The organism is Novosphingobium sp. KN65.2 (genome assembly GCF_001368935.1).
Lineage (GTDB): Bacteria > Pseudomonadota > Alphaproteobacteria > Sphingomonadales > Sphingomonadaceae > Novosphingobium > Novosphingobium mathurense.
In genome coordinates, this window is the sequence record NZ_CCBH010000170.1 from 23,092 (window position 1) to 50,076 (window position 26,985).

General features: G+C 66.9%; 25 protein-coding genes. 12 read left to right on the forward strand and 13 right to left on the reverse strand.

Features of this window, described 5'->3' with window-relative positions; translation table 11 throughout:
- Positions 1-91: 91 nt before the first annotated feature.
- Complete coding sequence (locus tag SPHV1_RS16065; RefSeq protein WP_054947046.1) at positions 92-559, reverse strand: peptidylprolyl isomerase; 468 nt, start codon at positions 557-559, stop codon at positions 92-94.
- Between the two features lie 168 nt (positions 560-727).
- Here SPHV1_RS16065 and mgtE point away from each other — a divergent pair, with 168 nt between their 5' ends.
- The 3 genes from mgtE (at position 728) to SPHV1_RS16080 (ending at position 3,343) form a co-directional block, all read left to right on the forward strand.
- Positions 728-2,173 (forward strand): magnesium transporter, encoded by a 1,446-nt coding sequence (gene mgtE / locus SPHV1_RS16070; protein WP_054947047.1) that lies wholly within the window; start codon positions 728-730, stop codon positions 2,171-2,173.
- Between the two features lie 28 nt (positions 2,174-2,201).
- Complete coding sequence (locus SPHV1_RS16075) at positions 2,202-2,603, forward strand: DUF1489 family protein (RefSeq protein ID WP_054947048.1); 402 nt, start codon at positions 2,202-2,204, stop codon at positions 2,601-2,603.
- Between the two features lie 407 nt (positions 2,604-3,010).
- Positions 3,011-3,343, forward strand: a complete 333-nt coding sequence (locus SPHV1_RS16080; RefSeq protein ID WP_054947049.1) for a UrcA family protein — start codon at positions 3,011-3,013, stop codon at positions 3,341-3,343.
- 75 nt (positions 3,344-3,418) lie between these two features.
- Here SPHV1_RS16080 and nudC read toward each other — a convergent pair whose 3' ends face one another.
- From nudC to SPHV1_RS16095, 3 genes are read right to left on the reverse strand one after another with little or no spacing between them, the layout of a single operon-like run.
- Positions 3,419-4,354 (reverse strand): NAD(+) diphosphatase, encoded by a 936-nt coding sequence (nudC, locus tag SPHV1_RS16085; RefSeq protein WP_054947050.1) that lies wholly within the window; start codon positions 4,352-4,354, stop codon positions 3,419-3,421.
- On the reverse strand, positions 4,326-5,636 hold the full coding sequence (locus SPHV1_RS16090; protein ID WP_054947051.1) for a serine hydrolase: 1,311 nt from the start codon (positions 5,634-5,636) through the stop codon (positions 4,326-4,328). The genes nudC and SPHV1_RS16090 overlap by 29 nt, the downstream gene beginning before the upstream one ends.
- Positions 5,633-6,691 carry an A/G-specific adenine glycosylase gene (locus SPHV1_RS16095; RefSeq protein WP_054947052.1) on the reverse strand — a complete coding sequence of 353 codons (1,059 nt, stop codon included), beginning with the start codon at positions 6,689-6,691 and terminating at the stop codon, positions 5,633-5,635. The genes SPHV1_RS16090 and SPHV1_RS16095 overlap by 4 nt, the downstream gene beginning before the upstream one ends.
- A 29-nt stretch (positions 6,692-6,720) precedes the next feature.
- Between SPHV1_RS16095 and SPHV1_RS16100 the strand changes: the two genes are divergently transcribed.
- From SPHV1_RS16100 to SPHV1_RS16115, 4 genes are all read left to right on the forward strand, one after another.
- Positions 6,721-7,275: a DUF721 domain-containing protein gene (locus tag SPHV1_RS16100; protein WP_054947053.1), complete on the forward strand. Its 555-nt coding sequence runs from the start codon at positions 6,721-6,723 to the stop codon at positions 7,273-7,275.
- Positions 7,275-8,045 carry a thioredoxin domain-containing protein gene (locus tag SPHV1_RS16105; protein WP_054947054.1) on the forward strand — a complete coding sequence of 257 codons (771 nt, stop codon included), beginning with the start codon at positions 7,275-7,277 and terminating at the stop codon, positions 8,043-8,045. The genes SPHV1_RS16100 and SPHV1_RS16105 overlap by 1 nt, the downstream gene beginning before the upstream one ends.
- Before the next feature lie 129 nt (positions 8,046-8,174).
- The gene (locus SPHV1_RS16110) at positions 8,175-8,933 is read left to right on the forward strand and encodes a thioredoxin domain-containing protein (protein WP_054947055.1); all 759 of its coding nucleotides are present in this window, start codon (positions 8,175-8,177) and stop codon (positions 8,931-8,933) included.
- Positions 8,934-8,966: 33 nt separating this feature from the next.
- Complete coding sequence (locus tag SPHV1_RS16115; protein ID WP_054947056.1) at positions 8,967-12,401, forward strand: AAA family ATPase; 3,435 nt, start codon at positions 8,967-8,969, stop codon at positions 12,399-12,401.
- On the opposite strand, the gene soxR is transcribed toward SPHV1_RS16115, so the two are convergent.
- Positions 12,402-12,854 carry a redox-sensitive transcriptional activator SoxR gene (gene soxR, locus SPHV1_RS16120; RefSeq protein ID WP_054947057.1) on the reverse strand — a complete coding sequence of 151 codons (453 nt, stop codon included), beginning with the start codon at positions 12,852-12,854 and terminating at the stop codon, positions 12,402-12,404. It lies immediately after the preceding gene.
- Between the two features lie 110 nt (positions 12,855-12,964).
- Here soxR and SPHV1_RS16125 point away from each other — a divergent pair, with 110 nt between their 5' ends.
- Entirely contained in the window at positions 12,965-13,336 is a 372-nt protein-coding gene (locus SPHV1_RS16125; protein WP_054947058.1) for a VOC family protein, read from the forward strand.
- A gap of 8 nt (positions 13,337-13,344) precedes the next feature.
- Here SPHV1_RS16125 and SPHV1_RS16130 read toward each other — a convergent pair whose 3' ends face one another.
- Both SPHV1_RS16130 and ubiA read right to left on the reverse strand, forming a co-directional pair.
- Positions 13,345-13,989, reverse strand: coding sequence for an SOS response-associated peptidase (locus SPHV1_RS16130; RefSeq protein WP_054947059.1), 645 nt, complete (start codon positions 13,987-13,989; stop codon positions 13,345-13,347).
- An 11-nt stretch (positions 13,990-14,000) separates the two neighbouring features.
- Positions 14,001-14,951 carry a 4-hydroxybenzoate octaprenyltransferase gene (gene ubiA / locus SPHV1_RS16135; RefSeq protein WP_054947060.1) on the reverse strand — a complete coding sequence of 317 codons (951 nt, stop codon included), beginning with the start codon at positions 14,949-14,951 and terminating at the stop codon, positions 14,001-14,003.
- Between the two features lie 111 nt (positions 14,952-15,062).
- Between ubiA and SPHV1_RS16140 the strand changes: the two genes are divergently transcribed.
- Entirely contained in the window at positions 15,063-15,821 is a 759-nt protein-coding gene (locus SPHV1_RS16140) for a 16S rRNA (uracil(1498)-N(3))-methyltransferase (RefSeq protein WP_054947061.1), read from the forward strand.
- Between the two features lie 58 nt (positions 15,822-15,879).
- Positions 15,880-17,253 (forward strand): glutamate--cysteine ligase, encoded by a 1,374-nt coding sequence (locus tag SPHV1_RS16145; protein WP_054947062.1) that lies wholly within the window; start codon positions 15,880-15,882, stop codon positions 17,251-17,253.
- Between the two features lie 102 nt (positions 17,254-17,355).
- Here SPHV1_RS16145 and SPHV1_RS16150 read toward each other — a convergent pair whose 3' ends face one another.
- The 5 genes from SPHV1_RS16150 to SPHV1_RS16170 form a co-directional block, all read right to left on the reverse strand.
- Positions 17,356-18,708 (reverse strand): isoprenylcysteine carboxylmethyltransferase family protein, encoded by a 1,353-nt coding sequence (locus tag SPHV1_RS16150; protein WP_054947063.1) that lies wholly within the window; start codon positions 18,706-18,708, stop codon positions 17,356-17,358.
- An 81-nt stretch (positions 18,709-18,789) separates the two neighbouring features.
- Positions 18,790-20,151 carry a PQQ-like beta-propeller repeat protein gene (locus SPHV1_RS16155; RefSeq protein WP_054947150.1) on the reverse strand — a complete coding sequence of 454 codons (1,362 nt, stop codon included), beginning with the start codon at positions 20,149-20,151 and terminating at the stop codon, positions 18,790-18,792.
- Between the two features lie 23 nt (positions 20,152-20,174).
- Positions 20,175-20,999 carry a tetratricopeptide repeat protein gene (locus SPHV1_RS16160; RefSeq protein ID WP_054947064.1) on the reverse strand — a complete coding sequence of 275 codons (825 nt, stop codon included), beginning with the start codon at positions 20,997-20,999 and terminating at the stop codon, positions 20,175-20,177.
- A gap of 122 nt (positions 21,000-21,121) precedes the next feature.
- Positions 21,122-22,267: a glycosyltransferase family 4 protein gene (locus SPHV1_RS16165; RefSeq protein ID WP_054947065.1), complete on the reverse strand. Its 1,146-nt coding sequence runs from the start codon at positions 22,265-22,267 to the stop codon at positions 21,122-21,124.
- Positions 22,268-22,280: 13 nt separating this feature from the next.
- A complete protein-coding gene (locus tag SPHV1_RS16170) occupies positions 22,281-23,153 on the reverse strand; it encodes an alpha/beta fold hydrolase (RefSeq protein WP_054947066.1) in 873 nt (290 codons plus the stop codon).
- Positions 23,154-23,219: 66 nt separating this feature from the next.
- Here SPHV1_RS16170 and SPHV1_RS16175 point away from each other — a divergent pair, with 66 nt between their 5' ends.
- Positions 23,220-24,626 carry a protein adenylyltransferase SelO family protein gene (locus SPHV1_RS16175; protein WP_054947067.1) on the forward strand — a complete coding sequence of 469 codons (1,407 nt, stop codon included), beginning with the start codon at positions 23,220-23,222 and terminating at the stop codon, positions 24,624-24,626.
- Between the two features lie 87 nt (positions 24,627-24,713).
- Positions 24,714-26,183 carry a succinylglutamate-semialdehyde dehydrogenase gene (locus SPHV1_RS16180; RefSeq protein WP_054947068.1) on the forward strand — a complete coding sequence of 490 codons (1,470 nt, stop codon included), beginning with the start codon at positions 24,714-24,716 and terminating at the stop codon, positions 26,181-26,183.
- Between the two features lie 24 nt (positions 26,184-26,207).
- On the opposite strand, the gene SPHV1_RS16185 is transcribed toward SPHV1_RS16180, so the two are convergent.
- Positions 26,208-26,921: a hypothetical protein gene (locus SPHV1_RS16185; RefSeq protein ID WP_054947069.1), complete on the reverse strand. Its 714-nt coding sequence runs from the start codon at positions 26,919-26,921 to the stop codon at positions 26,208-26,210.
- Positions 26,922-26,985 lie beyond the last annotated feature (64 nt).

Consider the following 26,985-nt stretch of genomic DNA (forward strand, 5'->3'; position numbering starts at 1 on the left):
TACGAAAGTCGAAGGTCGATCCGGTCACCGAGCCAACGAAAAAGGGGCGCCCCTGCCGGGGCGCCCCTTCTTGCATTCGAACCGGTAAGGCTCAGCCTTCCGAGATCGTCGCCTTGACGATCTTGCCCGGCTCACGCGGCGGCTCGCCCTTGGGCAGCGCGTCTACGTGTTCCATGCCTTCGACCACCTGACCCCAGACGGTGTACTGCTTGTCGAGGAACGTGGCGTCGTCGAAGCAGATGAAGAACTGGCTGTTGGCCGAATGCGGGTAGCTGGTGCGGGCCATCGAGCAGACGCCGCGCACGTGCGGCTCGGCGTTGAATTCGGCCTGCAGGTCCGGCTTGTCCGAACCGCCCATGCCGGTTCCCTGCGGGCAGCCGCCCTGCGCCATGAAGCCGGGAATCACGCGGTGGAACTTCACGCCGTCGTAGAAGCCCTCGCCGGTCAGCTCCTTGATGCGCTCGACGTGGCCGGGGGCCAGGTCGGGACGAAGCTTGATCTTGACGTCGCCACCGCCGCTGCCGGTGTCGAGAGTGAGCGTCAGGTATTCGTCGGCCATCTGTAATCTCCTGTTGTCCGCGTCGATGCGGATCCGGGCTCCGGCCCGATATAGGCTGCGTCTCGCCAATGTCACGCACGCGCCTGCGGAACAAGTATCCGCACAGCTATCCGCCGCCCCCTCCCTTCGCCTGTTGCAATTGCGAAATTGACGCTTAGACCGGCGCTTATGAGCGGCGCGGACCTCGACGACGAACTGAAGCAAGACGGCGCCGTCGCTGTGGAGGCGGACGCGGAATCGCCTGCGCCCGAGAGCGAGAGCCTCGACGAGGAAAACCGCCTCAAGCCCGAATTCGTGCGCAACGTCATGGATGCGCTCGACGAAGAGGACTCCGACCGCGTCTACGAGCTGGTCGAGCCGCTTCACCCGGCCGACATCGCCGACCTTTTCGAGCTGGTCGACGAGAATGAACGCCTCCTGCTCGCCCGCTCGATTCGCGACCTCATGGGCGTGGAGGTCATCGCCGAACTCAACGACTGGGTCCGCGAGCTCCTGATCGAGGCGCTGCCCGCCGACGTCGTCGCCGAGATCGCCGAGCAGCTCGACACCGACGACGCTGTCGCGATGATCGAGGACCTCGACCGCGAGGACCAGCAGGCGGTCCTTGCCGAACTCGATCCCGAAGACCGCGCCGCAATCGAGGCCGCGCTTTCCTACCCCGAGGAATCCGCCGGCCGTCTGATGAGCCGCGAGTTCGTCGCGGTGCCCGAGACGATGACGGTGGGCGACCTCATCGACTTCCTGCGCGAACACCGCGAACTGCCGACCGAGTTCTGGGAAGTCTTCATCGTCGACGCGATGCACCGGCCGGTGGGCACCTGCGCGCTTTCGTGGATCCTGCGCTGCCCGCGCAACATTCCGCTCTACGACGTCATGTCGCGCGACCAGACGCTGATCCCGGTCGACATGGACCAGGAAGAAGTGGCGCTGCGCTTCCAGAAATACGCGCTGATCTCCGCCGCGGTGACCGATTCCGCCGGTCGCCTGATCGGCCAGATCACCGTCGACGATATCGTCCACATTATCCAGGAAGAGGCCAGCGAGGACATCCTGCGCCTGTCCGGTGCAGGCGACGGCGACATCAACGAGCCGATCCTGATCACCGTGCGTGCGCGCCTGACCTGGCTGTGCGTCAACCTCGCCACTGCGATCCTTGCATCGTCCGTGGTCGGGCTGTTCCAGGGCGCGATCACCCGTTTCGCGCTGCTTGCGGTGCTCATGCCGATCGTCTCGGGCATGGGCGGCAATGCCGGGACGCAGACGCTGGCGGTTGTGGTGCGCGCCATCGCCACCAACCAGCTGACCGATTCCAACACCGTGCGCATGATCCTGCGCGAACTGCGCATCGCCATGACCAATGGTGCCGCGCTCGGCATGCTGATCGGAGGGGGGACCACGCTGTTGTTCTCCAACCCGCTGCTGGGCGCCGTCATCGGAGCGGCCATGGTGATCAACAACCTCGTCGCCGGTCTTGCGGGCATCCTCGTGCCGGTCACGCTCGACCGTTTCCGGATCGACCCGGCCGTTTCGTCCGCGGTTTTCGTCACGACGGCCACCGACACCATGGGATTCTTCTCGTTCCTCGGTCTTGCCGTGCTGACCGGACTCGCCTGACCCGGCACGAATACCTATCTTCGTCCCCATGCCGCTGCACATGACCAAGATCGCCTATTCCGCCGAGAGCCCGGCGGACCTGCGCGCCTGGCTGGAAAGCCATGCGGACATCGGCGAGGCGCGCCTGACGACGCGCTACCTGCCCAAGCGGCACGAGGAGATGGTCGGCGGATCGCTCTACTGGATCTACGAGCACGCGCTGATCGGCCGCTCCCCGATCCTCGGCTTCGAACAGCGCGAAGACGGCCGCTGGTGGATTCGCCTTGCCCCCAAGCTGATCCCGGTCGTCACCAAGCCCAAGCGCGCGCACCAGGGCTGGCGTTATCTCAAGGACGAAGACGCCCCCCGCGACCTGGGCGACGGTGAAAGTTCGGGCGACGTCATGCCGCCCAAGCTGGCGCGCGAGCTGGCGAAACTCGGCCTCGTCTGAAAACGCAGTCTGATATCGGCACCTGAACCGGCATCCGGGAAACCGTCCGGAGACGCCTTCCTTTCGGGGCGGACCATCGGCTGAAGTCCTGCGTCCCCCCAACGCCCCGCATCGACTGCAAGAGAAGAACGTTCACAATGACGTTTCCAACTGCATATTTCGCCTTTTCACAAAAAAGCGTAATAAAAAATCAACAAAGAGTAGACAAAAGAACGCCCGCAGAATAGTGGCGCGTCAAGTCACGTTTGGGGGAAAGAGTAAAATCAGCCTTACAACCGGTTTACTCGCCTCGGCGAAACCGGTGTCAGTCTTGCCGGATAAAAATACAAAGACGGCAAGCATAATCGAAGAAATCCGGGTCGCATCATGCCCTTTTTAGACAGCGCTTCGGCGCCCGGAGATCCGACATGAAAACCTTCGCCTTCGCTTCGCTTGCCGCCGTTGCGGCCCTCACCGTTGCCGTGTCCGCCAACGCCGCAACCGACGGCGCGCGCACCGTTCCGGTTGCCTACGACGACCTCAACCTTTCGAGCCAGGCCGGTCTCGACACGCTCGACCAGCGCCTTGAGCGGGCCGTTCGCAAGGTCTGCGGCAAGGCCGATGTCCGCCGCCTCGACGAAGTCAGCGACATGACCCGCTGCCGCACGAGCGCTCAGGCATCTGCGGCCGAGCAGCGCACCGTCGCCCTCGCCCGCCGCAACGACGGCCAGCCGCTGCTGGTTGCCGTCAAGACCAAGTAATCCTCGCAGGAATCCGACTTTCGCGCCCGCGCGCGTGAGGGTCGGCTTCCTCCTCCCCTCGCCCTGAACGGTGCGTCAGCCGCGGTCGATCCACCAGCGCATGAGGACATGGGCGATCGCCGTCTTCGGCGGCGCACCGAAGGCCCGGCCCAGTTCGCCGCGGCCGATCGCCTCGAGGGCTTCGACCACATCCTCGCGGCTGAACCAGCGGGCATCGTCCAGTTCGGTCTCGTCGATGGTGATCTCGGTCGTCTCCGCATAGGCGTGGCAGCCGATCATCAACGAGGACGGGAATGGCCAGGGCTGGCTGGCGATGTAGGTCACGTCGCGAACCCTGATCCCGGCTTCCTCCAGCACTTCTCGGGCGACCGCCTCCTCGATCGTCTCGCCCGGCTCGACGAAACCGGCCAGCGTCGAATAGCGCCGCTCGGGAAACCGCGGCTGACGGCCCAGCAGCACCTTGCCCTCGTGCTCGACCAGCATGATTGTCACCGGATCGACGCGCGGGAAATGCTCGGCACTGCAGGTTTCCGAAGTGCAGAAGCGCTGCCAGCCGCCCTTGGCAAGCCGCGTGGGCTGTCCGCACACGGCGCAGAAGCGGTGGCGCGCATGCCAGCCGATCAACGAGCGGGCACCGCCGTAAGTCGCCAGTTCGCCCGCACCCAGCACGGCCATCGCATTCCAGCTTGCCGGCCCGGCATGGGGACTGCCCGCAGGATAGGACGAACGCACTTCGGCAAAGCAGCCCCGCTCGCCGTCGAGGCCGAGGAACACCAGCTCGCTGTCGGGCGCGGCATCGGCAAGACTGCCCCATTCCAGCGCGCCCTCGGGCGAAAGCACCGGATCGAGACCATCCATGCGCAGCAGCCGGGCTTTCCAGTTCATCAGCGCATCGAGCGCGGCCGCATCGCTGCGGATGTGATCGGCGCGGTCGAGGTGCGATCCGGAGAAGGCAATCGGGGCCAGGTCGGGGGCAATCACGTCAGCGTTTCTCCAGCAGGGCCATGACATCGGCTTTGAGCGCGGCCTGGAACTCGGGAAGCAGGTCCACCGCGTTGGGCGGCATGAACTGCACGAAGATCTGCGAGCGCAGGGCATGGACCGTGTCGACCATGCCGACCGTCCCCGCCGCGCCCGACCAACCGTAGATCCCGGCCTCGCCGCCGCGCCCCACGCGTCCTCCGGCACCGAAACCGGCGGCACCGCCAAACGCAGCCGGGATCGTCACGCCTGCAGGCAGCAGGTCGCCGGTCCCGGCATGCACGGCCTGTGCGGCCAGCACGCGCTGCCCGTCGATCATGCCAGACTGGGCAAGCATGCGCAGGAAGCGGTCGTAGTCGCGCGGAGAACTGACCAGCCCGGCGCCGCCGAACGGGAACGGCGGCTTTTCGAGGAAGATCGAATCCGCGCCGGTATCGATGGGCACCAGCAGCGTGCCGAGCGCCCCGTAGTTCGTGGTCAGGCGACCGGCATCGGACTGCGGCACCTGGAAGAAAGTGCTCGTCATCCCGGCCGGTTCGAAGATCGTCTCGCGCAGGTAATCGGCAAAGCTGCGCCCGCTGGCCACCTCGATCACCCGGCCCATCAGGTCGAGCCCCATGGAATAGCTCCAGCGCGTGCCCGGATCGGCGACCAGCGGCACTTCGGCAAGGCGATCGGCAAAGCGATCGAGGCCGTGGACCGGCTCGCCTTCGAACACGCCGGGGATCTTCATGCGGCTGATCTGTCCCGCGACAAGGCCCTTGCGCTCCATCAGGTCCTTGATCGGACCTTTCTGGATGATGGTGTAGCCGATGCCCGAGGTATGGGTGAGAAGGTGCCGGATCGTGATCGGCGAACGGGCCGGATGCAGTTCGGTGATCGGTCCGTCGTAGGTGTCCTGCACCTGCATGTGCCGGTACCGGGGCAGAATCTCGTAGAGCGGCTGGTCGAGGCCGAGCCTGCCTTCGCTGACAAGCTGCATGGCGGCCATGCCGGTGACCGGCTTGGTCATCGAATAGATGCGAAACAGGCTGTCCGCCGTTACCGCGTCGCCATCGGCAAAGCCTTCCGATCCGCGTGCGACGAATTGCGGCTCGCGCGCCGGGATGCCGAGCGAGGCGACCATGCCGGGAAACTTGCCGGGGCCCACCCAGCGCTCCACCACCGCGCGCACTTGCGGCAACAGGTCCGGATCGGAAGCGGCGAGCGCAAGGCGCGGCATCAGTGCAGCGCCGAGGCCGGCGCAGGCCCCCATGCGCAGCAGCGCGCGCCGGTCCATCGCGGCCTCGAGCCGGGCCATCGTGCGAATCATGCCGTCTCTCCCGTCCCGGCTAGCGCGAGCTGCGCCGCCTTGGCGAATAGCGTGGGCAGGCCGGCTTCCCCGATCCGGTCCAGCGGCCACCACTCCCCCTCCTGCGCGGGGAGACTATCGCATTGATTGCCGAGATAAACCGCAAGGTTCAGCTCTAGCGAGAAGTGCGTGAAGACGTGGCCGACCTTGCCGGCGCTTTCCCACGGACCGTCCAGCGGTCCTTCGCCGCTGCCGTCGCCGCGCGAATGCCAACCGTCGTCGGGCAGCGCCCGCATCCCGCCGAGCATCCCCTTGCCCGGGCGACGTACCAGCCAGACGCGATCGTCCCGCTCGATCCAGAAGGCCCGGCCGCGGCGTGCCGGCTTGGCCTTTTTGGGCGCCTTCACCGGGAACCGCTCCGGCTCGCCAAGGGCCCGCCCCTCGCAATCGGCCGAGAGCGGGCAGAGCAGGCAGCGCGGCGTGCGGCTGGTGCACACGGTTGCGCCCAGATCCATCATCGCCTGCGCAAAGTCCCCGCTGCGCAGATCGGGCGTGATCGCATCGGCCTTCTCGCGGATCGCGGTGCGTCCGCCCGGCAGCGGCGTATCGAGCGCGAAGAGCCGGGCGACGACACGCTCGACGTTGGCATCGACCACCACCGCACGGCGGCCGAAGGCGATGGCGGCAACCGCGGCGGCGGTATAGGCGCCCAGCCCCGGCAGCGCGCGCAGTTCGTCCTCGCTGTCGGGAAAGCGCCCGCCGCGCGCCGCAACCTCGCGCGCGCAGGCCAAGAGGTTGCGGGCCCGGGCGTAGTAGCCAAGGCCCGCCCAGGCGGCCATGACCTCCTCGTCCGGCGCTGCGGCCAGGGCAGTCACATCGGGCCAGCGCCTCGTGAACTCGGCAAAGTAGTCCTTCACCGCGGCAACGGTGGTCTGCTGCAGCATGACCTCCGAGAGCCAGACGCGGTAGGGATCGGGAGCCGGCGCACCCGGGCGCGCACGCCACGGCAGGTCCCGCGCATGGGCATCATACCAGTTGAGAAGCTTGCGCGAGATCGTATCGGAACTGGCTTCCATGGGCCCGCTATGGCATTGCAGCGCCGGTAATGGAACGGGATCGCGGCAAACAATCGAGCAAATCGGGCAAGACCACGCCCGGCTTCAAGCGTTACGAACGCCCGCGCGGCGGGCAGGCGCGCGCGATATCGGACCTGATGCCCGAAGTCGGGCGTACCGCGTTTCGCCGCTTCGGCTTCGTGCAATCGAGCGTGGTGACCCGCTGGCCCGAGATCGTCGGTGCCCGTCACGCCCGCGTATGCTCCCCCGAATCGATCCGCTTCCCGCCCGGCGAAAAGAGCGACGGCATTCTCCAGCTCGTCGTAATGCCTGCCCATGCACCGATGATCCAGCACGTCATTCCAGAGATCATCGACCGGGTGAACCGCTTTTTCGGCTACAATGCGGTGGCAAAAGCCAAGATCCGGCAAGGCGAGGTTAAGGCACCGCCTGCTTCAGACCGCAGGTCTGCTCCGCCTTCGCTCAAGCCGGTGCCGATTGAGCTGGGCGAATCGCTGCGCGACATCGGCGACCCGGAACTTCGGGCCGTGCTGGAATCGCTGGCGCGGAGCATGGCCGCCAAGGAAGACCAGAAGGACAAGTGATGAAGCCGTCATTCGTGAAGTCCATTGCCCGCAACGCTGCCCGTACAATCGCCCTTGCCTCCTGCGCCGCGCTGAGCATGGCCGCCAGCCCGCCCCAGCCAGCGCCCACCGCAAAGGCCAGGCCGCAGGCCGCCGCGAAAGGCAACTGGAACGGCGTGACGGGCGTGACGGCGAATGGCAGCCATACGCTGGGCAATCCCGAAGCACCGATCAAGATGACCGAGTTCGTCAGCTACACCTGCCCGCACTGCGCTGTGTTCCACCGCGAATCGGACCCGGTCCTGCGCACGACTCTGATCCCCAAGGGCCAGATCCAGATCACCGTCACCAACCTGGTGCGCAACCCGATCGACCTGACCGTCGCGATGCTGACCTCCTGCGGCGATCCGAAGCGCTTCTGGGTGCGCCACAATGCCTTCTTCGCCTCGCAGGACCAGTGGCTCGGCACGGTGCGGAAGATGACGCCGGAACAGTTGGCGCGCTGGGGACAGGGAGAAATCCCGGCCCGCATGCGCGCCATCGCCGGGGACCTGGGCTTCTATGCCAGGATGCAGCAGTGGGGCATCGACCGCGCGCAGGCGGACCGCTGCCTGAACGACAGCGCCATGCTCGACAAGCTGCGCGCGCAGCAGTCGGCCGCCGGATCGCTGGGCCTGACCGGCACGCCAAGCTTCGTCGTCAACGGCGAAGTGCAGCAGGTACACGACTGGGAGCATCTCTCGAAACTGCTCAGCGACCGCGCCGCGGCGCTGCAGGCCGGCCGGATCTAGGCCGCAAAAACGGCGGTTTCGCCGAAATCCGGGGGTTAGCTGTGGAGATGTCCCCTGCCGGACCCCACGTGCCCTTGATCTGTCCGGACCATGGGTTAGCCATTTTCAATTCGCAAAGGATTCGCTTCGATGACCCGTTTTCGCTTCCGTAACGTCGCGCTGGGCCTGATCGCCGCACCGCTCGCCCTTGGCCTTGCCGCCTGCGGCGAAAAGAAGGACGAGGCCGCACCGGTTTCGAACGAGCCGATCGCCCCGATCGCCGCTCCTGCCGGCAAGAGCTGGTCGGACATGGTCGCGAAGACCGACGAAGGCGGCTATCGCCTCGGCAATCCCGATGCACCGATCAAGCTCGTCGAATACGGCGCGCTGAGCTGCTCGCACTGCGCCGAGTTCGCCAAGGAAAGCTTCGCCAAGCTGCGCGACGACTATGTCGCCAGCGGCCGCGTCAGCTACGAACTGCGCTACTTCATGCTCAACCCCTATGACGTGCCGGCCTCGCTGCTGGCCACTTGCGGCGCGACCGAGGCGGTGATCCCGCTCAGCGAACAGTTCTGGGCCTGGCAGCCCAACATGTTCCAGAACGTGCAGGCGCTGGGCGAGGACCAGCTCAAGGCCATCGGCGCGATGTCGCCGCCGCAGCAGATCCCCGCCATCGCGCAGGCATCGGGCATGACCGAATTCTTCGCCTCGCGCGGGATCGCGCTCGACCAGGCGAAGGCCTGCCTTGCCGACAGCGCCAAGGCCAAGGCCCTTGCCGACCAGACCGAGAAGGCGACCAAGGAATTCAACGTCACGGGCACCCCGACGTTCATCCTCAACGGCACGTCGGTCGGTTCGATGGGCTGGGACGAACTGCAGACCAAGCTGCAGCAGGCCGGCGCGCGCTGATGCGCCGGCTCAGGCTTCGATAAGGGCGACCCGATGCGCATAAGGCGGCTCAAGCTCAGTGGATTCAAGAGCTTCGTAGAGCCCTCCGAACTGCGCATCGAACCGGGGCTGACCGGCGTCGTCGGCCCCAACGGCTGCGGCAAGTCCAACCTTCTCGAAGCGATCCGCTGGGTCATGGGCGAAAGCTCGCCCAAGTCGATGCGCGGCGGCGGCATGGAAGACGTGATCTTCGCAGGCACCTCCAGCCGCCCTCCGCGCAGCTTCGCCGAAGTCGTCCTGACCGGGGAGACCGCCCCCATCGACGGCAAGCGCGAAGAGCTTGAAGTCGTGCGCCGGATCGAACGCGGGGCGGGCAGCGCCTATCGCGTCAACGGTCGCGACGTGCGTGCCAAGGACGTCGCGCTGATCTTCGCCGACGCCGCCACCGGCGCGCATTCGCCCGCGCTGGTCAGCCAGGGCAAGATCGCCGCGGTCATCGCCGCCAAGCCCACCGAACGCCGCGCCATGCTGGAAGAAGCGGCGGGCATCGCCGGGCTCCACGTGCGTCGCAAGGACGCCGAGCAGAAACTGCGTGCGACCGAAACCAACCTCGCCCGCCTCGAAGACATCATGGCCGGGCTGGACAAGCAGGTCGCCACACTGCGCCGTCAGGCCAAGGCGGCTGAAAAGTACAAGGCGCTGACCGACGAAATCCGGTTGGCCGAAGCGCGGCTGGTCTTTGCCCGCTGGCGCGATGCCGCCGCGGCCGCCGAGGCCGCGCGCAAGGAAGCCCAGGCCGCCGAGGCCCGCGTCAACGAGGCACAGCAAGCCGCAAAGCTGGCGCAGGACGGGCAGGCCGCCGCTGCCGAAGCGCTGATCGAAGCGCGCGACGAACTGGCCGACCGCCGCGACGATGCCAATGCGCAGGGGCACCGCATGGCCACGCTCACCAGCCAGCTCGAAGCGGCAGAACAGCGTCTGGCCGATCTCGAACGGCAGAAGACCCGGCTCGAGGAAGACCGTGGCGATGCCGACCGCGTGACCCGCGACGCGGCACAGGCGCTTTCGCGCCTCGAACGCGAGCTGGCCGAGAGCGAAAAGCAGCTCGAAGCCGACGAGGCACACCGCCCCCGTCTGGCCAATGCCCTGGAAGGCGCCGAACGCGCTGCCCGCGCCGCCGAACTCGAACTGGCGCAGGCGACCGCCCAACAGGCCGGCGTCGAAGCCGAATGGCGCATCGCCGAAGCCGAACTGGCGCAGGCAAGGAACCGGCTTGCCCGCCTCGATTCCGAAGCCGAACGCCTGCAGTCGCAGATCGAGGCGCTTGAAGCGGCCGGCGACCTCGACGCGGTCGTCGCCGCTGCGCGCGCGAAAGCCGAAGCTGCGGGAAAGGCCCTTGCCGAAGCGCGCGAAGGACTTGAAGCGCAGCAGGTCCGCAAGGCAGAGCTGCAGGCCCAGCGCGATGCCGCCGCCTCGGACCTTGCAGGCACGCGCGCCGATCTCACCGGAATCGAGCGCGAACATGGCGCCCTCGTCCGGGACCGCGAGGCCCGCGCCAAGGGCGCCAAGGCCGCACATGGCCTGCCCGTCGCAATCGACGCGGTTCGCGCCGCCCCGGGCTACGAACGCGCGCTGGCCGCCGTACTGGGCCGCGACGCCAAGGCGCCGCTGGGCAAGGTCGACGGCGCCGACGGTCGCTTCTGGACCGGCGCCGAGGCGCCCACACCCGTGACCGACAGCCTTGCCGCGCACGTCACCCAGTGCCCGCCGGAACTCAGGGCGCGTCTCGCGCTGGTCCATGTCGTGGGCGAGGATGACGGCCGCGCTCTCAAGGCCGGCGAATGGCTGGTCACGCGTTCGGGCGTGCTGCGCCGCTGGGACGGCTTCGTCGCACGCGGCGAAGGGGCCGCCGAAGCTGCCCGGCTCGAAGCCGAGAACCGCTTCGCCGAACTCGACGCCCAGCTGCCGCCGCTGCGAGAGGCCGTGGCGGTTGCCGAAGCGCGTCAGGCAAAGGTGCAGCAGGAACTCTCCGCGCTGCAGGCCGCGGTCATCGCCGCCGAACGCGCCATCGCGCAGGCCACCGATGCCGAACGCAGCGCCCTTCGCGCCGCCGATCAGGCCGAAGACCAGCGCCAACGCCAACGGGCCCGCCGCGCCGAACTCGATATGCAGGTCGGCGAACTGGCCGAACAGCGCAAGACCGCCGCGCAGGACCTTGCCGCTGCCGAAGACAAGCGCAAGGCGCTGCCCGACCCCGAAACCGGCCGTGCCGCGCTGGAGGCCGCACGCAGGAAGAACGAGACTACCAGGAACGGGCTGCAATCCGCCACGGCCGCGCTTGCCGCGCACGATCAGGCGCTGGCGGTCGGGCGCGAACGCACTGCGTCGCAGCGCAGCGACATCCGCAACTGGCAGGGCCGCGCCGGCGATGCCACCAATCGCCTCGCCCAGATGGCCGGCAGGCTCGAGGAGATCGAAGCCGAGCGCGCCATCTTCGCCGCCAAGCCCGCCTCGATCATGGCCGAAATCGAAGCCGGGGAAGTCGTGCGCAATCGCCTCTCCGACGAACTGGGCAAGGCGGAAGTGGCCGTCGCTGCCGCGACCGAGGCTGCGCGCAAGGCCGATGCCGAACTGGCCGATGCGCAGGAAAAGCTCGCCAGTACGCGTGAGAACCGCGCCGGTGCCGTCGCCCGGGCCGAGAACGAGGACGAACGCCGGGTCGAGATGACGCGACTTTCGGGCGAGCGCTTCCAGTGCCCGCCCCCCGTCCTGCCCGAGCGCTTCGCCTTCGATTCCGCGCAGGTCTCCGGCGCACAGGCGGAAACCGCGACGATGGACAGGCTCGTCGCCGAGCGCGAGCGCATCGGCCCGGTCAACCTCGTCGCCGCCGACGAACTGGCCAAAGCTGAAGAGGAACTGGGCGTCAGCGTCACCGAGAAGGCCGAACTGGCCGAAGCGGTCAACCGCCTGCGCGGTTCGATCGGCAACCTCAACCGCGAAGGGCGCGAACGCCTGCGCGCGGCCTTCGAGGCGGTCGACGCGCATTTCCGTCGCCTCTTCCAGCAGCTCTTCCAGGGCGGACAGGCGCATCTGGCGCTGGTCGATTCCGACGATCCGCTCGAGGCCGGCCTGGAGATCTTCGCCCAGCCGCCGGGCAAGCGCCTGCAGTCGCTGACGCTGCTCTCGGGCGGCGAACAGGCGCTGACCGCAGTCGCCCTGATCTTTGCGCTGTTCCTCACCAACCCGGCGCCGATCTGCGTGCTGGACGAGGTCGACGCGCCGCTCGACGATGCCAATATCGAGCGCTTCTGCGACCTGCTCGAAGCCATGACCCGCGAAACCGAGACGCGCTACCTGATCGTCACCCACAATGCCGTGACGATGAGCCGCATGCACCGCCTGTTCGGCGTGACGATGGTCGAAAAGGGCGTCTCGCGTCTCGTCAGCGTGGACCTTGGCGCGGCCGAGGAACTGCTGGCGGCCGAATAGCTATTTCAGCACGAAACGCGGTCCGGTGCCTTCTGCCCCGGCCGCATCGTCAGCATTGTAGAGGCGGCATTTCGTCAAGCTCAGGCAACCGCAGCCGATGCATTCGTCCAGCTTGCGCCGGGTGAGTTCGAGCAGCGCGATCTTCGCGTCGATCGCCTCGCGCATGGACAGGCTGATGCGCTCCCAGTCCTCGATCGTCGGCGTGCGTCCCTGCGGCAGCTGCGCCAGTTCGCGCTCGATCTCGGCCAGGCCCAGACCCAGCTTCTGCGCGATCAGGATGAAGCTGACGCGGCGGATGTCCGAGCGCAGGAAGCGCCGCTGGTTGCCCGAAGTGCGCAGCGAGACGAGCAGCCCCTTCTCTTCGTAGAACCGGATCGCCGAGACCGCGACGCCGGTGCGGCGCGAGAGATCGCCGATCGAGATGAAGCGGTCGGTCACGCCCTTGGCGGTCATCGCAAGGTCTCCATTTTACGTTTGACCTCAAGTTAACTTGAGGTTGCACCTTGGGCAAGCCGAGTGATTCGCCGCGGGCGCGGATCGCTGGAAACCAAGGAGAAATGCACATGCCTAAGGGAAGACTGGAACACGCCAACATCACCGTGAGCGACATCGAGCGCTCGTCCAGGCTGCTGCAGGACCTGCTCGGCTGGGAAGAACGCTGGCGCGGTCCGGCCCTCAACGGCGGCGAGACGATCCATGTCGGCGAGGAGTTCGGCTACATCGCCGTCTATACCGACCGCAAGGAGCACGAGCGCTTCGCCAAGGGCGCGCCGCTCAACCACGTCGGCATCGTCGTCGACGACCTCGACGCCGCCGAGAAGATCGTCGCCGATGCCGGTCTCGTCCCCTTCAACCACGCCGACTACGAACCCGGTCGCAGGTTCTACTTCCTCGACTGGGACGGCATCGAATTCGAACTGGTGAGTTATGAATGAGCCGCTGATCACAAGAGCCGGGGCGTGGTATTCCCACCGCCCCGGGCCAGCTTGCCCCCTCCGCTCCACAATTCGTCCGTCCGGTCCACCGTCAGGGGAAGGTCGGGCGTGCGACACAGGCGCAGCGCCTCCTCCGGTGTGCCGGTGACCCACTGCTCCCACGCATCGCGGGGAAGGAGAACCGGCATACGGTCATGCACTTCGACCATCTGCGGGCAGGAATCGACCATCACCATGGTATAGGCCTGCCCCCATTCGGCGGTCGGTCGCCAGAGCCCGGCGACGGCGAAAGTCTCTTCCCCTTCCACGCCGTACCACGTGCGCGTCATCCGCCCCCTGCTGCCCTCGGCCTCGGCCCAGGCGGTGACGGGAACAAGGCAACGGCGCGTATCGAAGCTGTCGCGCCAGAACGCGGTGGCCAGCTTGTCGTCGCGGGCATTGGTGACGGGCTTGGGCTTGAGCGGCTGCCCCTGCCTGCCCTTGAGCACCAGCGGAAAGCCCCATGTCATCGCCTGCGCCTTGCCTTCGGCCACGACGAGGCCGGGATAGCCGGGATAGACCTCCTCGGCGAAATTGGCGCCGCGTTCGGGCAGGACTTCGAAGAGCTTGGCGACTTCGTCGACGCCCTTGGTCATCCGGTAGAGGTTGCACATGGCAACCTGTCCTAGATCACGCCGGCGTTGCCCACCACCCAGCAGGCCAGCGCCATGACGATGCCGGCGTCGCGGTTGGAGCGGAAGCGGGCGAGCGCATTGTCACCGTCATCGGTATCGAGCGTCACGACCTGGAAGCCCAGATGCGCCGCCACCGGGACCAATGCGACGAGCGCGACCCAGTCGCCGCGCAGGGTCCAGAAGGCCAGCGCCCAGAAGGCGATCGCAAGGGCATAGAACCCGGCGACTCCGGCGCGCACGTGGCTTCCCAGGCGCAAGGCAGCAGAGCGGATGCCGACAAGGGCATCGTCTTCGCGGTCCTGCAGGGCGTAGATCGTGTCGTAGCCGATGCACCAGAAAATGCAGCCGCCATACAGTGCGACGAGAACGTCGATGTGGTCGCTGCGGATCTCGACCCAGCCGACCAGTGCCCCCCAGGTAAAGACGAGGCCGAGCCAGACCTGCGGCCACCAGGTGATCCGCTTCATGAAGGGATAGGCAGCGACGAGGGCCAGGCTGCTCAGGGCCATGACCTGCGCCTGCCAGCGCAGCTGGAACAGCACGACGAGGCCGACCGCGCAGAGCGTGAACAGCCAGATCGTTGCGGCCTGCCGGGAGACGCGCCCGCTCGCGACCGGGCGGCTGGCCGTGCGCGCGACCTTGCGGTCCAGATCGGCATCGACGATATCGTTCCACACGCAGCCCGCACCGCGCATCGCGATCGAGCCGACGAGCATCCACAGCACGAGGTCCCAGCGCGCTTCGCCGCCCGCCAGCATCACGCCCCAGGCGCAGGGCCAGAACAGCAGCCACCAGCCGATGGGCCGGTCGAAACGCGCCAGCATCGCATAGTCGCGCAAGGACGGCGGCAGCATCGAAACAAGGCTGCGGTTTTGCGTATCGGGGACAAATGCGGGTTCGGTCACGCGGGCGTAATTAGTCGATTGTGTGCCGCGTGTCATGGATGATCGTTCACTTGGGCAGAATGTCCACCCTGGACGCGATGGGCGTCGAGCAGTGGGTTACGGTCCTGCGCACGTTTGCGAAGCGGGACAGGGGCAGTAAGAGGAAGCATGGTTGCAACTCCCGCCTGGCCGCCGCGCTCAGCGCCGCGCCTGTTCGTTCCCGGTCCGGTCGCGCAGGACGCGCATGTCGCGATCGAGGGGACGCAGGCACACTACCTGTCCAAGGTCATGCGCGTCTCGGACGGAGACGCGGTGATCCTGTGCGACGACGAAACCGGCGAATGGGCCTGCGCCGTCGTCTCGGCAGGCAAGCGCGAGGTCGTGCTCGAAGCGCGTGAGCGGCTGCGCGAGCGCGAGGAGGTTCCCGACTTCACGCTCTGCGCCGCGCTGCTGAAAAAGCCGAACTTCGACCTCGTGCTGGAGAAGGCGACCGAACTGGGCGTGCGACGCATCCAGCCGGTGGTGACGCGCCGTTGCGTGGCAGACAAGCTCAACCCAGAGCGGGCGCGCACCATGGTGACCGAGGCGGCCGAGCAATGTGCCCGCACCGCGCTGCCCGAACTGACCGAGCCGCTCAGGCTGGAAGCGATGCTGCGCGACTGGCCCGAGGATCGCGCGCTGTTCTTCGCCGACGAGCTGGGTGGAGAGCCGGCCGCCGCGCAGTTCGCCGCGCACTGCGGCCCTGCCGCCCTGCTGGTCGGGCCCGAAGGCGGCTTCGACGAAGGGGAGCGCGCGCTTATCCGCGCCCTCCCGCAAGCGCGCCCGATCACGCTGGGCCCGCGCATCCTGCGCGGCGAGACTGCCAGCATTGCCGCCACCGCGCTCTGGATGGCCGTGGCGGGCGATTGGTCGCCTTCCGGAAATTGACTATCACCGCAGCAAATAGTGCTGGCGTCCGGGCCTTGCCGCCACTACCTCCCCGGCCATGAGCACCCGCGAGATATCGGATCGCGCCGATCCGCTGATCGAGAGCCTGGACCAACTCGCCGAGCCGATGGCCGCGGGCGAAAAGCCGCGCGCCGCGTGGCGGATCGGGACCGAGCACGAGAAATTCGTCTACGACAAGGCCGATCATCACGCGCCGTCCTATGACGAGCCCGGCGGCATCCGCGACCTGTTGATGGCGCTGACCGAATTCGGCTGGGAACCGATCGTGGAAGGCGGCAACGTCATTGCCATGAAGGGCAGCGACGGCACGGTCAGCCTCGAACCGGCAGGCCAGCTCGAACTCTCCGGCGCGCCGCTGGAAAGCCTGCACGAAACCTGCGCCGAAACCGGCCGCCACCTCGCACAGGTGAAGACCATCGGCGACCGCATCGGCAAGGGCTTCCTCGGGCTGGGCATGTGGCCGGACAAGACCCGCGAAGAACTGCCGGTCATGCCCAAGGGCCGCTACGACATCATGCTGCGGCACATGCCGCGCGTCGGCTCGATGGGTCTCGACATGATGCTGCGCACCTGCACCATCCAGGTCAACCTCGACTATTCCAGCGAGGCGGACATGGTGCAGAAGTTCCGCACCTCGCTGGCGCTGCAGCCGCTGGCGACCGCGCTCTTCGCCAATTCGCCCTTCACCGAAGGCAAGCCCAACGGCTATCTTTCCTACCGCAGCCACATCTGGTCGGACACCGACCCGGCGCGCACGGGCATGCTGCCCTTCGTGTTCGAGCAGGGCTTCGGCTACCAGCGCTACGTCGACTACATGCTCGACGTGCCGATGTACTTCGTGTTCCGCGACGGCAAGTACATCGACGCCGCGGGCCAGTCGTTCCGCGACTTCCTGAAGGGCGAACTGCCCGCCCTGCCCGGCGAACTGCCGCGCATGAGCGACTGGCAGGATCACCTGTCCACCGCCTTCCCCGAAGTGCGCCTGAAATCCTTCCTGGAAATGCGCGGGGCCGACGGTGGTCCGTGGAACCGCATTTGCGCCCTGCCCGCCCTGTGGGTCGGCCTGCTCTATGACCAGACCGCGCTCGACGCGGCCTGGGACGTGGTGAAGGACTGGGACATGGAAGGCCGCGAAGTGCTGCGCAGCTCCGTCCCGAAGCTCGGCCTCGACGCCCCGCTTCCCGGTGGCGGCACCTTGCGCGACATCGCCGGCGAAGTGCTCGACATCGCCCGTTCGGGCCTTGCCGCGCGCGGCAAGCTCAACGCCGGCGGCGACAACGAGACCGGCTACCTCGAACCGCTCGCCGAGATCGTGTCGTCGGGCAAGGTTCCGGCCCAGCGCCTGCTCGAACGCTTCCACGGCGAATGGGGCGGCGATCTGTGCGAGGTCTACAAGCAGAAGAGCTTCTGAACGCAGGGCTCTTCGCGTTTCGGTCGCCATCCCCGCGCAGGCGGGAATCGCGGATCAGGTCCCGGTTGACGGCATTCGGCTACGCGACCTTGACCCGCCCGCTCACTTCGCCGCTTGCAGCACCGGGCGGCGCGGGCGCAGCCTGCCGAGAAGCCAGCCCAGGCCCCGCGTGATCGGCGCATTCTGAGCCATCCAGGCGTGGTATTCGCGGTACTTGGCATCTTCGCCCAGCAGATGCGCTTCCTCGGTCTTGGCGCGCCAGAAATAGATCGCGCTGACCACGCCGAGCAGCACGGTGTTGCGCACCATGTCGGTCAACGCGTGGCTGGTGACGAGAAACGGCAGGGTCGAGCACCACCAGAACAGGTTTTTCGACAGGTAGGCAGGATGGCGCGTGAAGCGGTAAGGCCCGTTGGTGAGAACGCCGCGATAGGTCAGGTTGGAAAAGCGCAGGCCGAAGGCAAAGGTCGCCCAGGCGTAGATCGCGGTAAGGCAGACCAGCAGCGCGGCCCATGACCACAGCAGCAGGTCGTGACCCTGCAGCCAGTAGGCCCAGCCGCCGGTGTTGACCTCATAGCCCAGCACGTCGGCCCGGCCCATCGTGCCCCACACGAAGGGCGGATAGCAGATCAGTGCGGCGACCCAGCCCGCCAGCAGCGGATTGCCACTGCGGATATGCGCGTCGAGCGGGCGGAACGTGAAGAGATAGCCGACCGTGCCGATCTGCACGTCGACCAGGAACAGCCCCTCGATCAGCATCGTCCCCAGCGCCACAGGATCGTGGGCGATGGCGCTGAAATCGGCCTCGACGATGCGGGCGAAGCCGCCGGGCAGGATCGAGATCATGAAGGCACCGAAGAATGCCTTGATCGCCCAGGCACGGCCATGCTTCTTCACTTCCTCGGCCGACCAAGCCTCGCGCCCGATGAGCATGGCGCCGAAGTGCCAGGAATGGTCGCGCGGCTCGATCATGTAGCGGTCGAGCCAGAGCACATAGGGCACAGAAAGCGCGAAGAGCGGCACTGCCGCCGTGCCGATCACTTCCATCGCGAATAGATACTGGCCGTCCCAGTACCAGCGGCCGATACAGTAGAACATGCCGATCGCCGCCCAGGTCGCCCAGAGCCCGGCCAGCTTGGTGATCGAAACGTCGATCGATTGCGCCAACGGACGGGGACTGCGCCAGTCGATTCCGGTGCTGGGGCGCAGGTGAACCTTGTCCACCAGCACCGACCACAAGCTCATCGCCAGCCCGGTGACGAACAGCGTCAGGACCGCTGCATAAGGTCCGGCGAGCGGTTCGTGCGGGCCGGGCAGGGCAAAGGCATCGGCGAGACCCGCCCAGTTGCGACAGACCAGCAACCAGGCGATCAGCGCGGCCAGTCCGGCGAGGCCGACGCCAGCCGAAACATCGCTGACCGGCCTGCGGGCGGTGAACGTGGGGGCATTGCTCATGCCCGTTTGCCTAGCGGCAAATGGTTAAGGCGTCCGAAACGGCATTCGCAGCGAATGCCGGTCGGGTCGCCCGGGGCCGGATCAGCGATAGGCGGTGATGCGGCCGGAGTCGTCTAGGATGTAAAGCGTCTGGTTGGCCACGACCGGAGCCTGCGAGACCGAATCGCCCAGCTTGGTGAACGGCGTCCATTCCCCGCTGGCGGGATCGACCGAGCCGACTTCGCCTTCGGAATTGGCCACCCACAGCTTGTTGCCTGCAAGGACCGGACCGACCCAGAAGATCGGGCCTTTCTTCTTCTTGGCCTTGCGGTAACGCTTCAGGTCGGTGAGCCACTTCACCTTGCCGGTATTGCGCTGGATCGCGAGGATTTCCGCGTGATCGTCAAGCGTGAAGATCCAGTCGCCAGCCACCGCCGGGGTTGAGATCCCCGCCAGATTGAGTTCCCAGATGCGCTGGCCGGTGACCAGTTCATAGGCCGCCATGCGACCGCCCTCGCCCAGCGCATAGACGCTGCCGCGATCGATGATCGGATCGGCGTCGACGTCGGTCAGGCTGCCCACTTCGGTCGAAATCGACGTGCGCGCAAGCGCGTCCGACCAGAGCTGGCGGCCGTTTTCGTAGCGATAGGCTACAAGTTCGCCCGAGGAGTAACCGGCAATGACGGTGCCCTGTCCTGCCGAGGGCGCAGCAACGCCGAAGACACCGGCCTGCGAGAGCGAGCCGGATTCATTCCACACCAGTTCGCCATCGGCGGCATTGAGCGCGATGATCTGGTTGTCCTGCGTCATCACATAGATGGAGTTGAAACCGACCGTGGGCGATCCGCGCAGCGGCCCGGCAGGCTTCTTGGTCCACAGCTGCTCACCGGTCGCCGCCGTCAGCGCGGCCACTTCGCCAAGACCGGTAGTGATGTAGACCTTGCCGCTGTCATAGCTGACGCCGCCGCCGAAGATCGCCTTCGACCCATCGCCGGATACCGCAAAGCTCTTGGTCCAGACCTGCGCGCCGCTCTGCGCGTCGAAGGCGTGAACCACGCCCTTGGTGTCCATGACGTAGAGACGCCCGTCGCCGACCACTGGCGAGGCCGCAAGGCGCTGACGCTGCGAGGAGCCTTCGATGTTGGCGGTCCACACGCGCGACGGCGTCGCCGAAAGCGAAAGGTGGCCGTAAGACTTGCTCGCGTTGCCGCCGGCCTGCGCCCATTCGGCGTTCACCGTTTCGGGGGGCAGGATGACCGAGACCGCGCCGAGCGTCGGGTCGACCTTGGCGCCGCTCTCGATCCGGGAAAGGATAGGCACGCGTTCGCCGAGGGTCGGGGTCTTCGGGCCGTCCTTGCCTCCGAACATCTTGCAGCCCGAAAGGCCCATCACCAGGGCCAGGGCCATCATCGGCACGACCTTGCGGGCGTTGGACCGTCGGATATTCGGGGCAGTTGCCTTCATGCGCAGATCCTCAAGAAAATGGGTCATTCGCCAGCCCCTTGGGCGGCATCCTCATCAGTCGCCCCGGCATCCGCGGCAGTCTTCGCGCCGTCCTTGCCGATGGGCTCTCCCTTGTCATCAACCACGTCGTCCAGCGCGTCGACGCCCAGCACGGCCGCCAGCTGGCGCGCGCGGCTGCGCAGCGCGGCGCTGACGCCTTCGTCCTTGGCGATCGCACCGAACAGCGGACCGGCCTGGTCCTTCTTGTCCATCTTCAGGTAGGCCATGCCCACCAGTTCGCCGGCCACGCCGAACCAGGGATTGCCCGGGGCGGCGTAGGGCTTGAGGCGATCGACCACGTCCTGCGGCTTCATCGCATCGAAATTCGCACCGACTTCGCGGATCGTGGCAAGGTCGCGCATCGGCTGCGGCGCATTCTCGTCCCTGGCGACTGCGGCGTAGAGCTTGAGCGCATCGTCCTTCTTGCCCCGGTCGAGCGCGATTCCCGCCTGCATCAGCTTGGCCGCGGTGGCGCTGCCGTCCGAGCCTTCAGCGGCAAGCGCCTTGAGCTTGGCATCGGCATCGTCGAGCTTGCCGGCCTTGAGGCTGTCCAGCGCCTGCACGAAAGTCTCGGCGTCACCTTCACGCTGCTGGGTCTGCTTGTGATCCCAGTAGAGGTAGCCACCGAAGGCCGCGAGAGCGATCACGATCAACGCTATCAGCGGCTTGCCGTAGCGGGCAAAGAAGCTTTCGAGCTGATCCTGGCGCACGGCATCGTCGACCTCGCGCAGGAAGACATCCTGCTGCGCGGCGAGTCGCTGTTCGGCCTTGTCGTTGGACGGAGTGTTTTGAGAAGGAGGCAGAGCCAATTTTCGGGCGCTTTCTGCGGAAATCAGGATGGTTGCGGGCTGTTTAGCGAATGGCTGGGGCTTTTCAACGGGGATGATCGCTGCACGTCCCGTGGTGAAGCACCGCTGAATGGACGTCGGGCCTAGATCGCGGACATTCGGCCAACCGCCTGACCATAGACCGTGCGATACAGAGAAATCATTGTATTTTCGTCATAAAGTGCATTCGCATGAGCACGGTTGGCAATGCCGATACGGGTCCGAAGCTGCGGATCGCAGGCCAGTTCGACCAGCGCCCGGGCCAATCCCGCCTCATCGCCGGGGCTGGAGATATGTCCCCGGTTTTCCTCGGAAACCATGTACGCGACGTCTCCCACCGCTGGCGAAGCCACCGCAAGGCCCGCCGCCATCGCCTCGACCACCGAGATCGGGAACTGCTCGCTGTCGGAGGAAAGCGCGAAGAGATCGAACAGCCCAACCGTGTGCGAGGGATCGGCGACGAAGCCGGGCATATGCACCCGATTCCCCACGCCGCTCGCCTCGGCCTGCGCGGCGATGGCACCGCGCTCGGGCCCTTCGCCCAGGATGACCAGCCGCCAGTCCTGCGGCATCTGCGCAAAGGCGCGCACCAGCCGGGGCAGGTTCTTGACCGGGCGCAGGCCGGCGAGCGTGCCGACCCATTTTTCTCCCGGTTGCTTGACGAGGCCCGGCAGGATGTCCGGACGCGGCTTGTCGACATAGGCCGCGCAGTTGATGCCGTTGACGATCAGCTTCACCTTGCCGCGCGGCTGCTTCCAAGCGTCCAGCGCGATCGCTTCCAGCCGTTGCGATGGCACGATGACGGCCGAAGCCCCTGTCAGGGCCACGCGGCGGAACCAATTGCGCGCAGGCTTGAGCCGATTCGCCTCGTCCTCGTTGAAACCGTCTTCATGGTGGACCAGCGGCGGCAGGCCGAGGGACCGCCTGAACAGGGCATGGGCCAGCACCGCGTCCATCGCGCCCCAATTGTAGGTCAGGACGAGGTCGTGATCCTTGAGCGCCCGTGCGATCCCGAGGAGCCGGCGCGGCAGGGGTTTGCCCTGAAGGCTCGGGAAGTCCTCCGGATATGTCACCGCAAGCGAGGGATCGACGGCAATGGCCGCGCCATAGGCGCCCGGCTGGGCCGAGACGACCGTGTGCAGGACTTTCGGCCCGAAGGCGTTCATCAGCCGGGCCGCGCGCAGTTCCTTGCCGCCCGCGGAAAAGCTCGAATGGAGATGAAGCACCCGCAAGGGCCGCGAATCCCGCATGTGCCCGGCGCCCTCAGTCGGCCCTGGCGAGCAGGCGATCGATCGCGGCCACCGCTTCAGGTTCGTCCAGCGTCGGCGCATGACCGACATCGGCAAGCGTGACCGCTTCCGCTTCGGGCACACGCACCAGCATTTCCTCCAGGGTCTGCGCGCTGAACAGGTCCGACAGGGCCCCGCGCACGACCAGCAGCGGCCGCCCTGCCAGCGCTTCCCAGGCAGGCCACAGGTCCGCCTGGCTGTCGACATCGAGGTCGGCAAGCGGTTCGGCAATCTTCATGTCGTAATCGAAGACGATGCGCCCGTTGCTGCCCAGCGCCATCAGCCGCTTGGCCCGGCCGATCCAGAAATCGAGCGCCTGACCCGGATGGGCATCGCCCTGCGTACCCTCTATCGCCCGGGCGGCGTGGACCCAGGTGGGGAAATTGCGCCCCTGCCCGACGTAGTCGAGAATGCGCCGCAGCCCCTCCGGCTCGAGCACCGGGCCGATGTCGTTGAGCACGGCACCGGCGATGCGCCCCGGAATCGTGAGCGCAAGGCCCATGGTCATCATCCCGCCCAGTGAAGTGCCCACGGCCACGAACCGGTCGATGCCTTCCTGTTCCAGCAGGACGAGCAGGTCCTCGCCGTACTGGACCGGGTTGTAGCTGGCTGAATCCTTTGCATATTCGCTGTCGCCGCGCCCGCGCATGTCGGGGCAGAGAACGCGTCGGGAACGCGCCATGTGCGGGGCGAGCAATTCGAAATCGCGCGCATTGCGGGTCAGCCCGGGCAGGCACACGACCGGGAGCCGCGATGGCCCCTCCGCCGAATCCGGCCCCGCGTAATCCCGAAAATGCAATTTGACCCCGTCGCGGCTCGTCCAGAACCGATCCTCGTAATCCGACATGCCTTAGTGGGGTCCTCCAAGCCTGCGCGCCTTGAACGACGCGCGTCATGCGCCCACTATCGCCTGATGCAGACAGAACCGCAAGCAAGTGCCTATAATCCCGAGCCCCGGATCGGGAAGATCTCCTCATGGCTGGGCGACGAAGTGGACGCCGCCACTTTCCCGCAACACGAACTGCGCTTCCGCAACGACCGCTGGGCCGCCGCCGTGGGCCTTGCCGATCTCGACGATGCGCAGTGGATCGAGCACTTCGGCCGCTTCGCTCCGCTGGCCGACAACCTGCCCCGGCCGCTGGCGCTGCGCTATCACGGGCACCAGTTCCGCCACTACAACCCCGACATCGGCGACGGGCGCGGCTTCCTCTTCGCCCAGATGCGCGACGGCGGGGGCCGGTTGCTCGACCTTGGCACCAAGGGTTCGGGCCAGACCCCGTACAGCCGCGACGGCGATGGACGCCTGACGCTGAAAGGCGCGATGCGCGAGATCCTCGCCACCGAAATGCTCGAAGCGCTGGGCGTCTATACCTCCAAGACCTTCTCCGTCATCGAGACCGGGGAATCGCTGTGGCGCGGCGACGAGCCCTCGCCCACGCGCTCGGCCGTGCTGCTGCGTCTCAGCCACGGCCATATCCGCATCGGCACCTTCCAGCGCCTGCTCGCCTTCGAGGAGCGCGAGCACATGGAAGAGCTGGTCGCCTATTGCCTCGAGACCTACCCCGGCAGCCTTCCGCCCGAGGACGCCCCCGGACGCGACGAGCCCGCGGTGATCCTGATGCACCAGGTGGTCGAACGGCTGGCCGACACCGCCGCGGCATGGATGGTCGCAGGGTTCGTCCATGGCGTGCTCAACACCGACAACATGAACATCTCGGGCGAGAGCTTCGACTACGGCCCGTGGCGCTGGCTGCCGCAATGGAATCCGCGCTTTACCGCCGCCTACTTCGACCAGGGCGGCCTCTACGCCTTCGGCCGCCAGCCCGAGGCGGTGCTTTGGAACTGCGGCCAGCTGGCCGTGGCGCTGCGGATGCTCACCGAAACCGAACCGCTGGTTGCCGCGCTCAATCGCTTCGGACCGCTCTACCAGGAAGCGATGGCCCGCCGGTTCGCCTGGCGCCTGGGCGTCGGGCCGCAGGGGCTGGAGGCAGATACCCGGCTGGTCCAGGCGGCAGAGAACCGCATGGTCGAGACCGGCCTGCCGCCCGAACAGCTGTTCTACGACCACCGCGGCGGGCGCGCCGCGGACGACAGCGACTTCGGCCGGATCCTCTCCGGATATAAGCCGGCGGCGGGCACCGACGATCCGTTCTGGGCCCGCGGAGCTCCGCCCAGCACGCTGATCGACGAAGTCGAACGCCTCTGGTCGCACATCGACAGGGACGACGACTGGGGCCCGCTTCACGCCAGGATCGGGGAAATCCGCGAGTTGGGCCGCCAGCTCGGCACACCTCCGATTCCTGCCGGACACGATGATTAACAGCCCGTCGTTAGCACCCCGGTAGGAAAGCCCGTGTAAGGTGCAGCCGAACTTCGATTTATCTTGGATAACGGATCTATTGCCGTAATGACCGCGCAAGCGACACAAGAGGCTGCACTTTCGAGTGAACGGAGACCGGGTACCGACGTGAGCAAGGCGGACATCATCTCCTGCGAACCGGCCACCGGTGCCGAGATCTGGCGCGGCAAACCGTGCGAGATCAACGAAGTCGTAACCCGCGCCCGGCAGGCATGGCCGGGCTGGGCCGCGCAGCCCCTGGCCAACCGCATGGAACTGGTCCGCCGCTTCGCCAACGAAGTGCGCAAGGAAGCCGATACGCTGGCGCGCACCATCGCCCGCGAAGTCGGCAAGCCGCTGTGGGAAGCCAACGCCGAAGTCGAGAGCGTGATCAACAAGGTCGAGGTGTCGATCCGCTCCTATGCCGAACGCACCTCGCAACGAAAGCTGGACAGCGCACTGCAGGGAACGATGGCAGTGCGCCACAAGCCGCATGGCGTGCTGGTCGTGCTCGGCCCGTTCAACTATCCGGCGCACCTGCCCAATTCCCACATCATCCCGGCGCTGATCGCGGGCAACGTGGTCATCTTCAAGCCGAGCGAGAAAGCCCCGGCATCGGGCGAAATCCTGATCCGCTGCTTCCACCGCGCCGGCATCGCTTCCTCGGTGGTGCAGCTTGCCGTGGGCGGACCCGAGGAAGGCCAGGCTTTCGTTGCCCATGAAGGGGTGGACGGCATCCTGTTCACCGGCTCGGCCAATACCGGCCTTGCCATCAACCGCAGGTTGGCCACCCGGCCGGACAAGGTCGTCGCGCTCGAAATGGGCGGCAACAACCCGATCGTGGTCTGGGACACGCCCAAGCTGACCGACGCCGCCGCGATCGTCGTCCAGTCCGCCTTCGCCACCGCCGGGCAGCGCTGCACCGCGGCGCGGCGCCTGATCGTGCGCGATACGCTTTACGATGCACTGATGGTCGAAGTGAAGGCCCTGGCCGACCGCCTGATCGTCGGCGCCCCGTTCGACGACCCGGCCCCCTTCATGGGCCCGGTGATCGACAATGCCGCCGCCGACGGCTTGACCGAGAGCTTCCTCTACCTGTTGAGCAACGGCGGACGGGCAATCAAGCACCTCGTACGCCCCGACGAATCCCTGCCCTTCCTGAGTCCGGCGATCATCGACACGACGGCGATGGCCGACCGCCCCGACGTCGAGCTGTTCGGCCCGATCCTGCAGGTCATCAAGGTGGGCGATTTCGACGGCGCGATTGCCGAGGCCAACAACACCCGCTTCGGCCTTGCCGCGTCTCTCGTGGGTGGTACGCCACAGGAGTACAACCGCTTCTGGGCCAACGTGCGCGCCGGGATCGTCAACTGGAACCGCCCGACCACGGGCCCGTCCCATGCCGCGCCGATGGGTGGCATCGGCCTGTCCGGCAATCATCGCCCGACCGGCTACTACGCCGCAGACTACTGCGCCTATCCGGTCGCCTCGGGCGAAATGGAACAGCCGCGCGCGATGATCGGCGTGGGGTTGAAGTAGGGGCGCAGCGCTCGCCCCCGGCGCCTACTTCCCGCTGGTGACGAGATCGACCTCGGTCACGCCCGAGCCCAGCTTGCGGGCATAGACGACATAGGCCTTGCCGCCCTTGCGCCCGCCGACAACGTGATCGTCGCCATCGAGGCGGTATTCCGCGCCATAACCGGCCTTGTTGGCCATCGTGTAGTAGAAGCTCACGACATCCTCGGGTGAAACCGGGGTCGCGTAGTTGACCACGCGCAGGGCGCAGCCGTCGCTGTCGGTGCCGGCCGCTTCCTGCACCGCACCGCGCGGATAGACCGGGATTTCGGCCGGAAGGCGGGCCGCCCAGGTGTTCGAGTACTGCGCCTTGCCCGCGCAATCGGTATGCGCGGTCCTCGCTGCGGCGGCCACTTGCGCCGCGGTTGCGGCGGTTTCGGTCAGCGTTGCCGCGCTGCCCCTGGTCGGCTGCGGAATATCGGTCAGCTTGCCGCCGGCGACATCCGCCGCATCGGCCTTGGCCGCCGCGATCGCTTCGGGGGAACGTTCCGCCGGCGGAAGCGTGATCTGGCCGCCGTTGGCGCCCAGCGCCGCACCGTCCTGCCCGGTCATCTCCGGATCGACCATGATCTGGTCGCCCAGCGCGCCGCTCATGGCCGGATCGGTCTCAGCCCCCTCGGGCTGCTTCTTGTCCGAATTGCAGCCGGCGAGCAGCAGCGTACCTGCAAGGCCCAGCACCATGAAACGGGCGGAATTCTTCATCTTCACGTTCCTTCCTTGCCGCAAGCGGACAGGATGCCAGCGCCCGGGCATCGTGCCAAGTCGC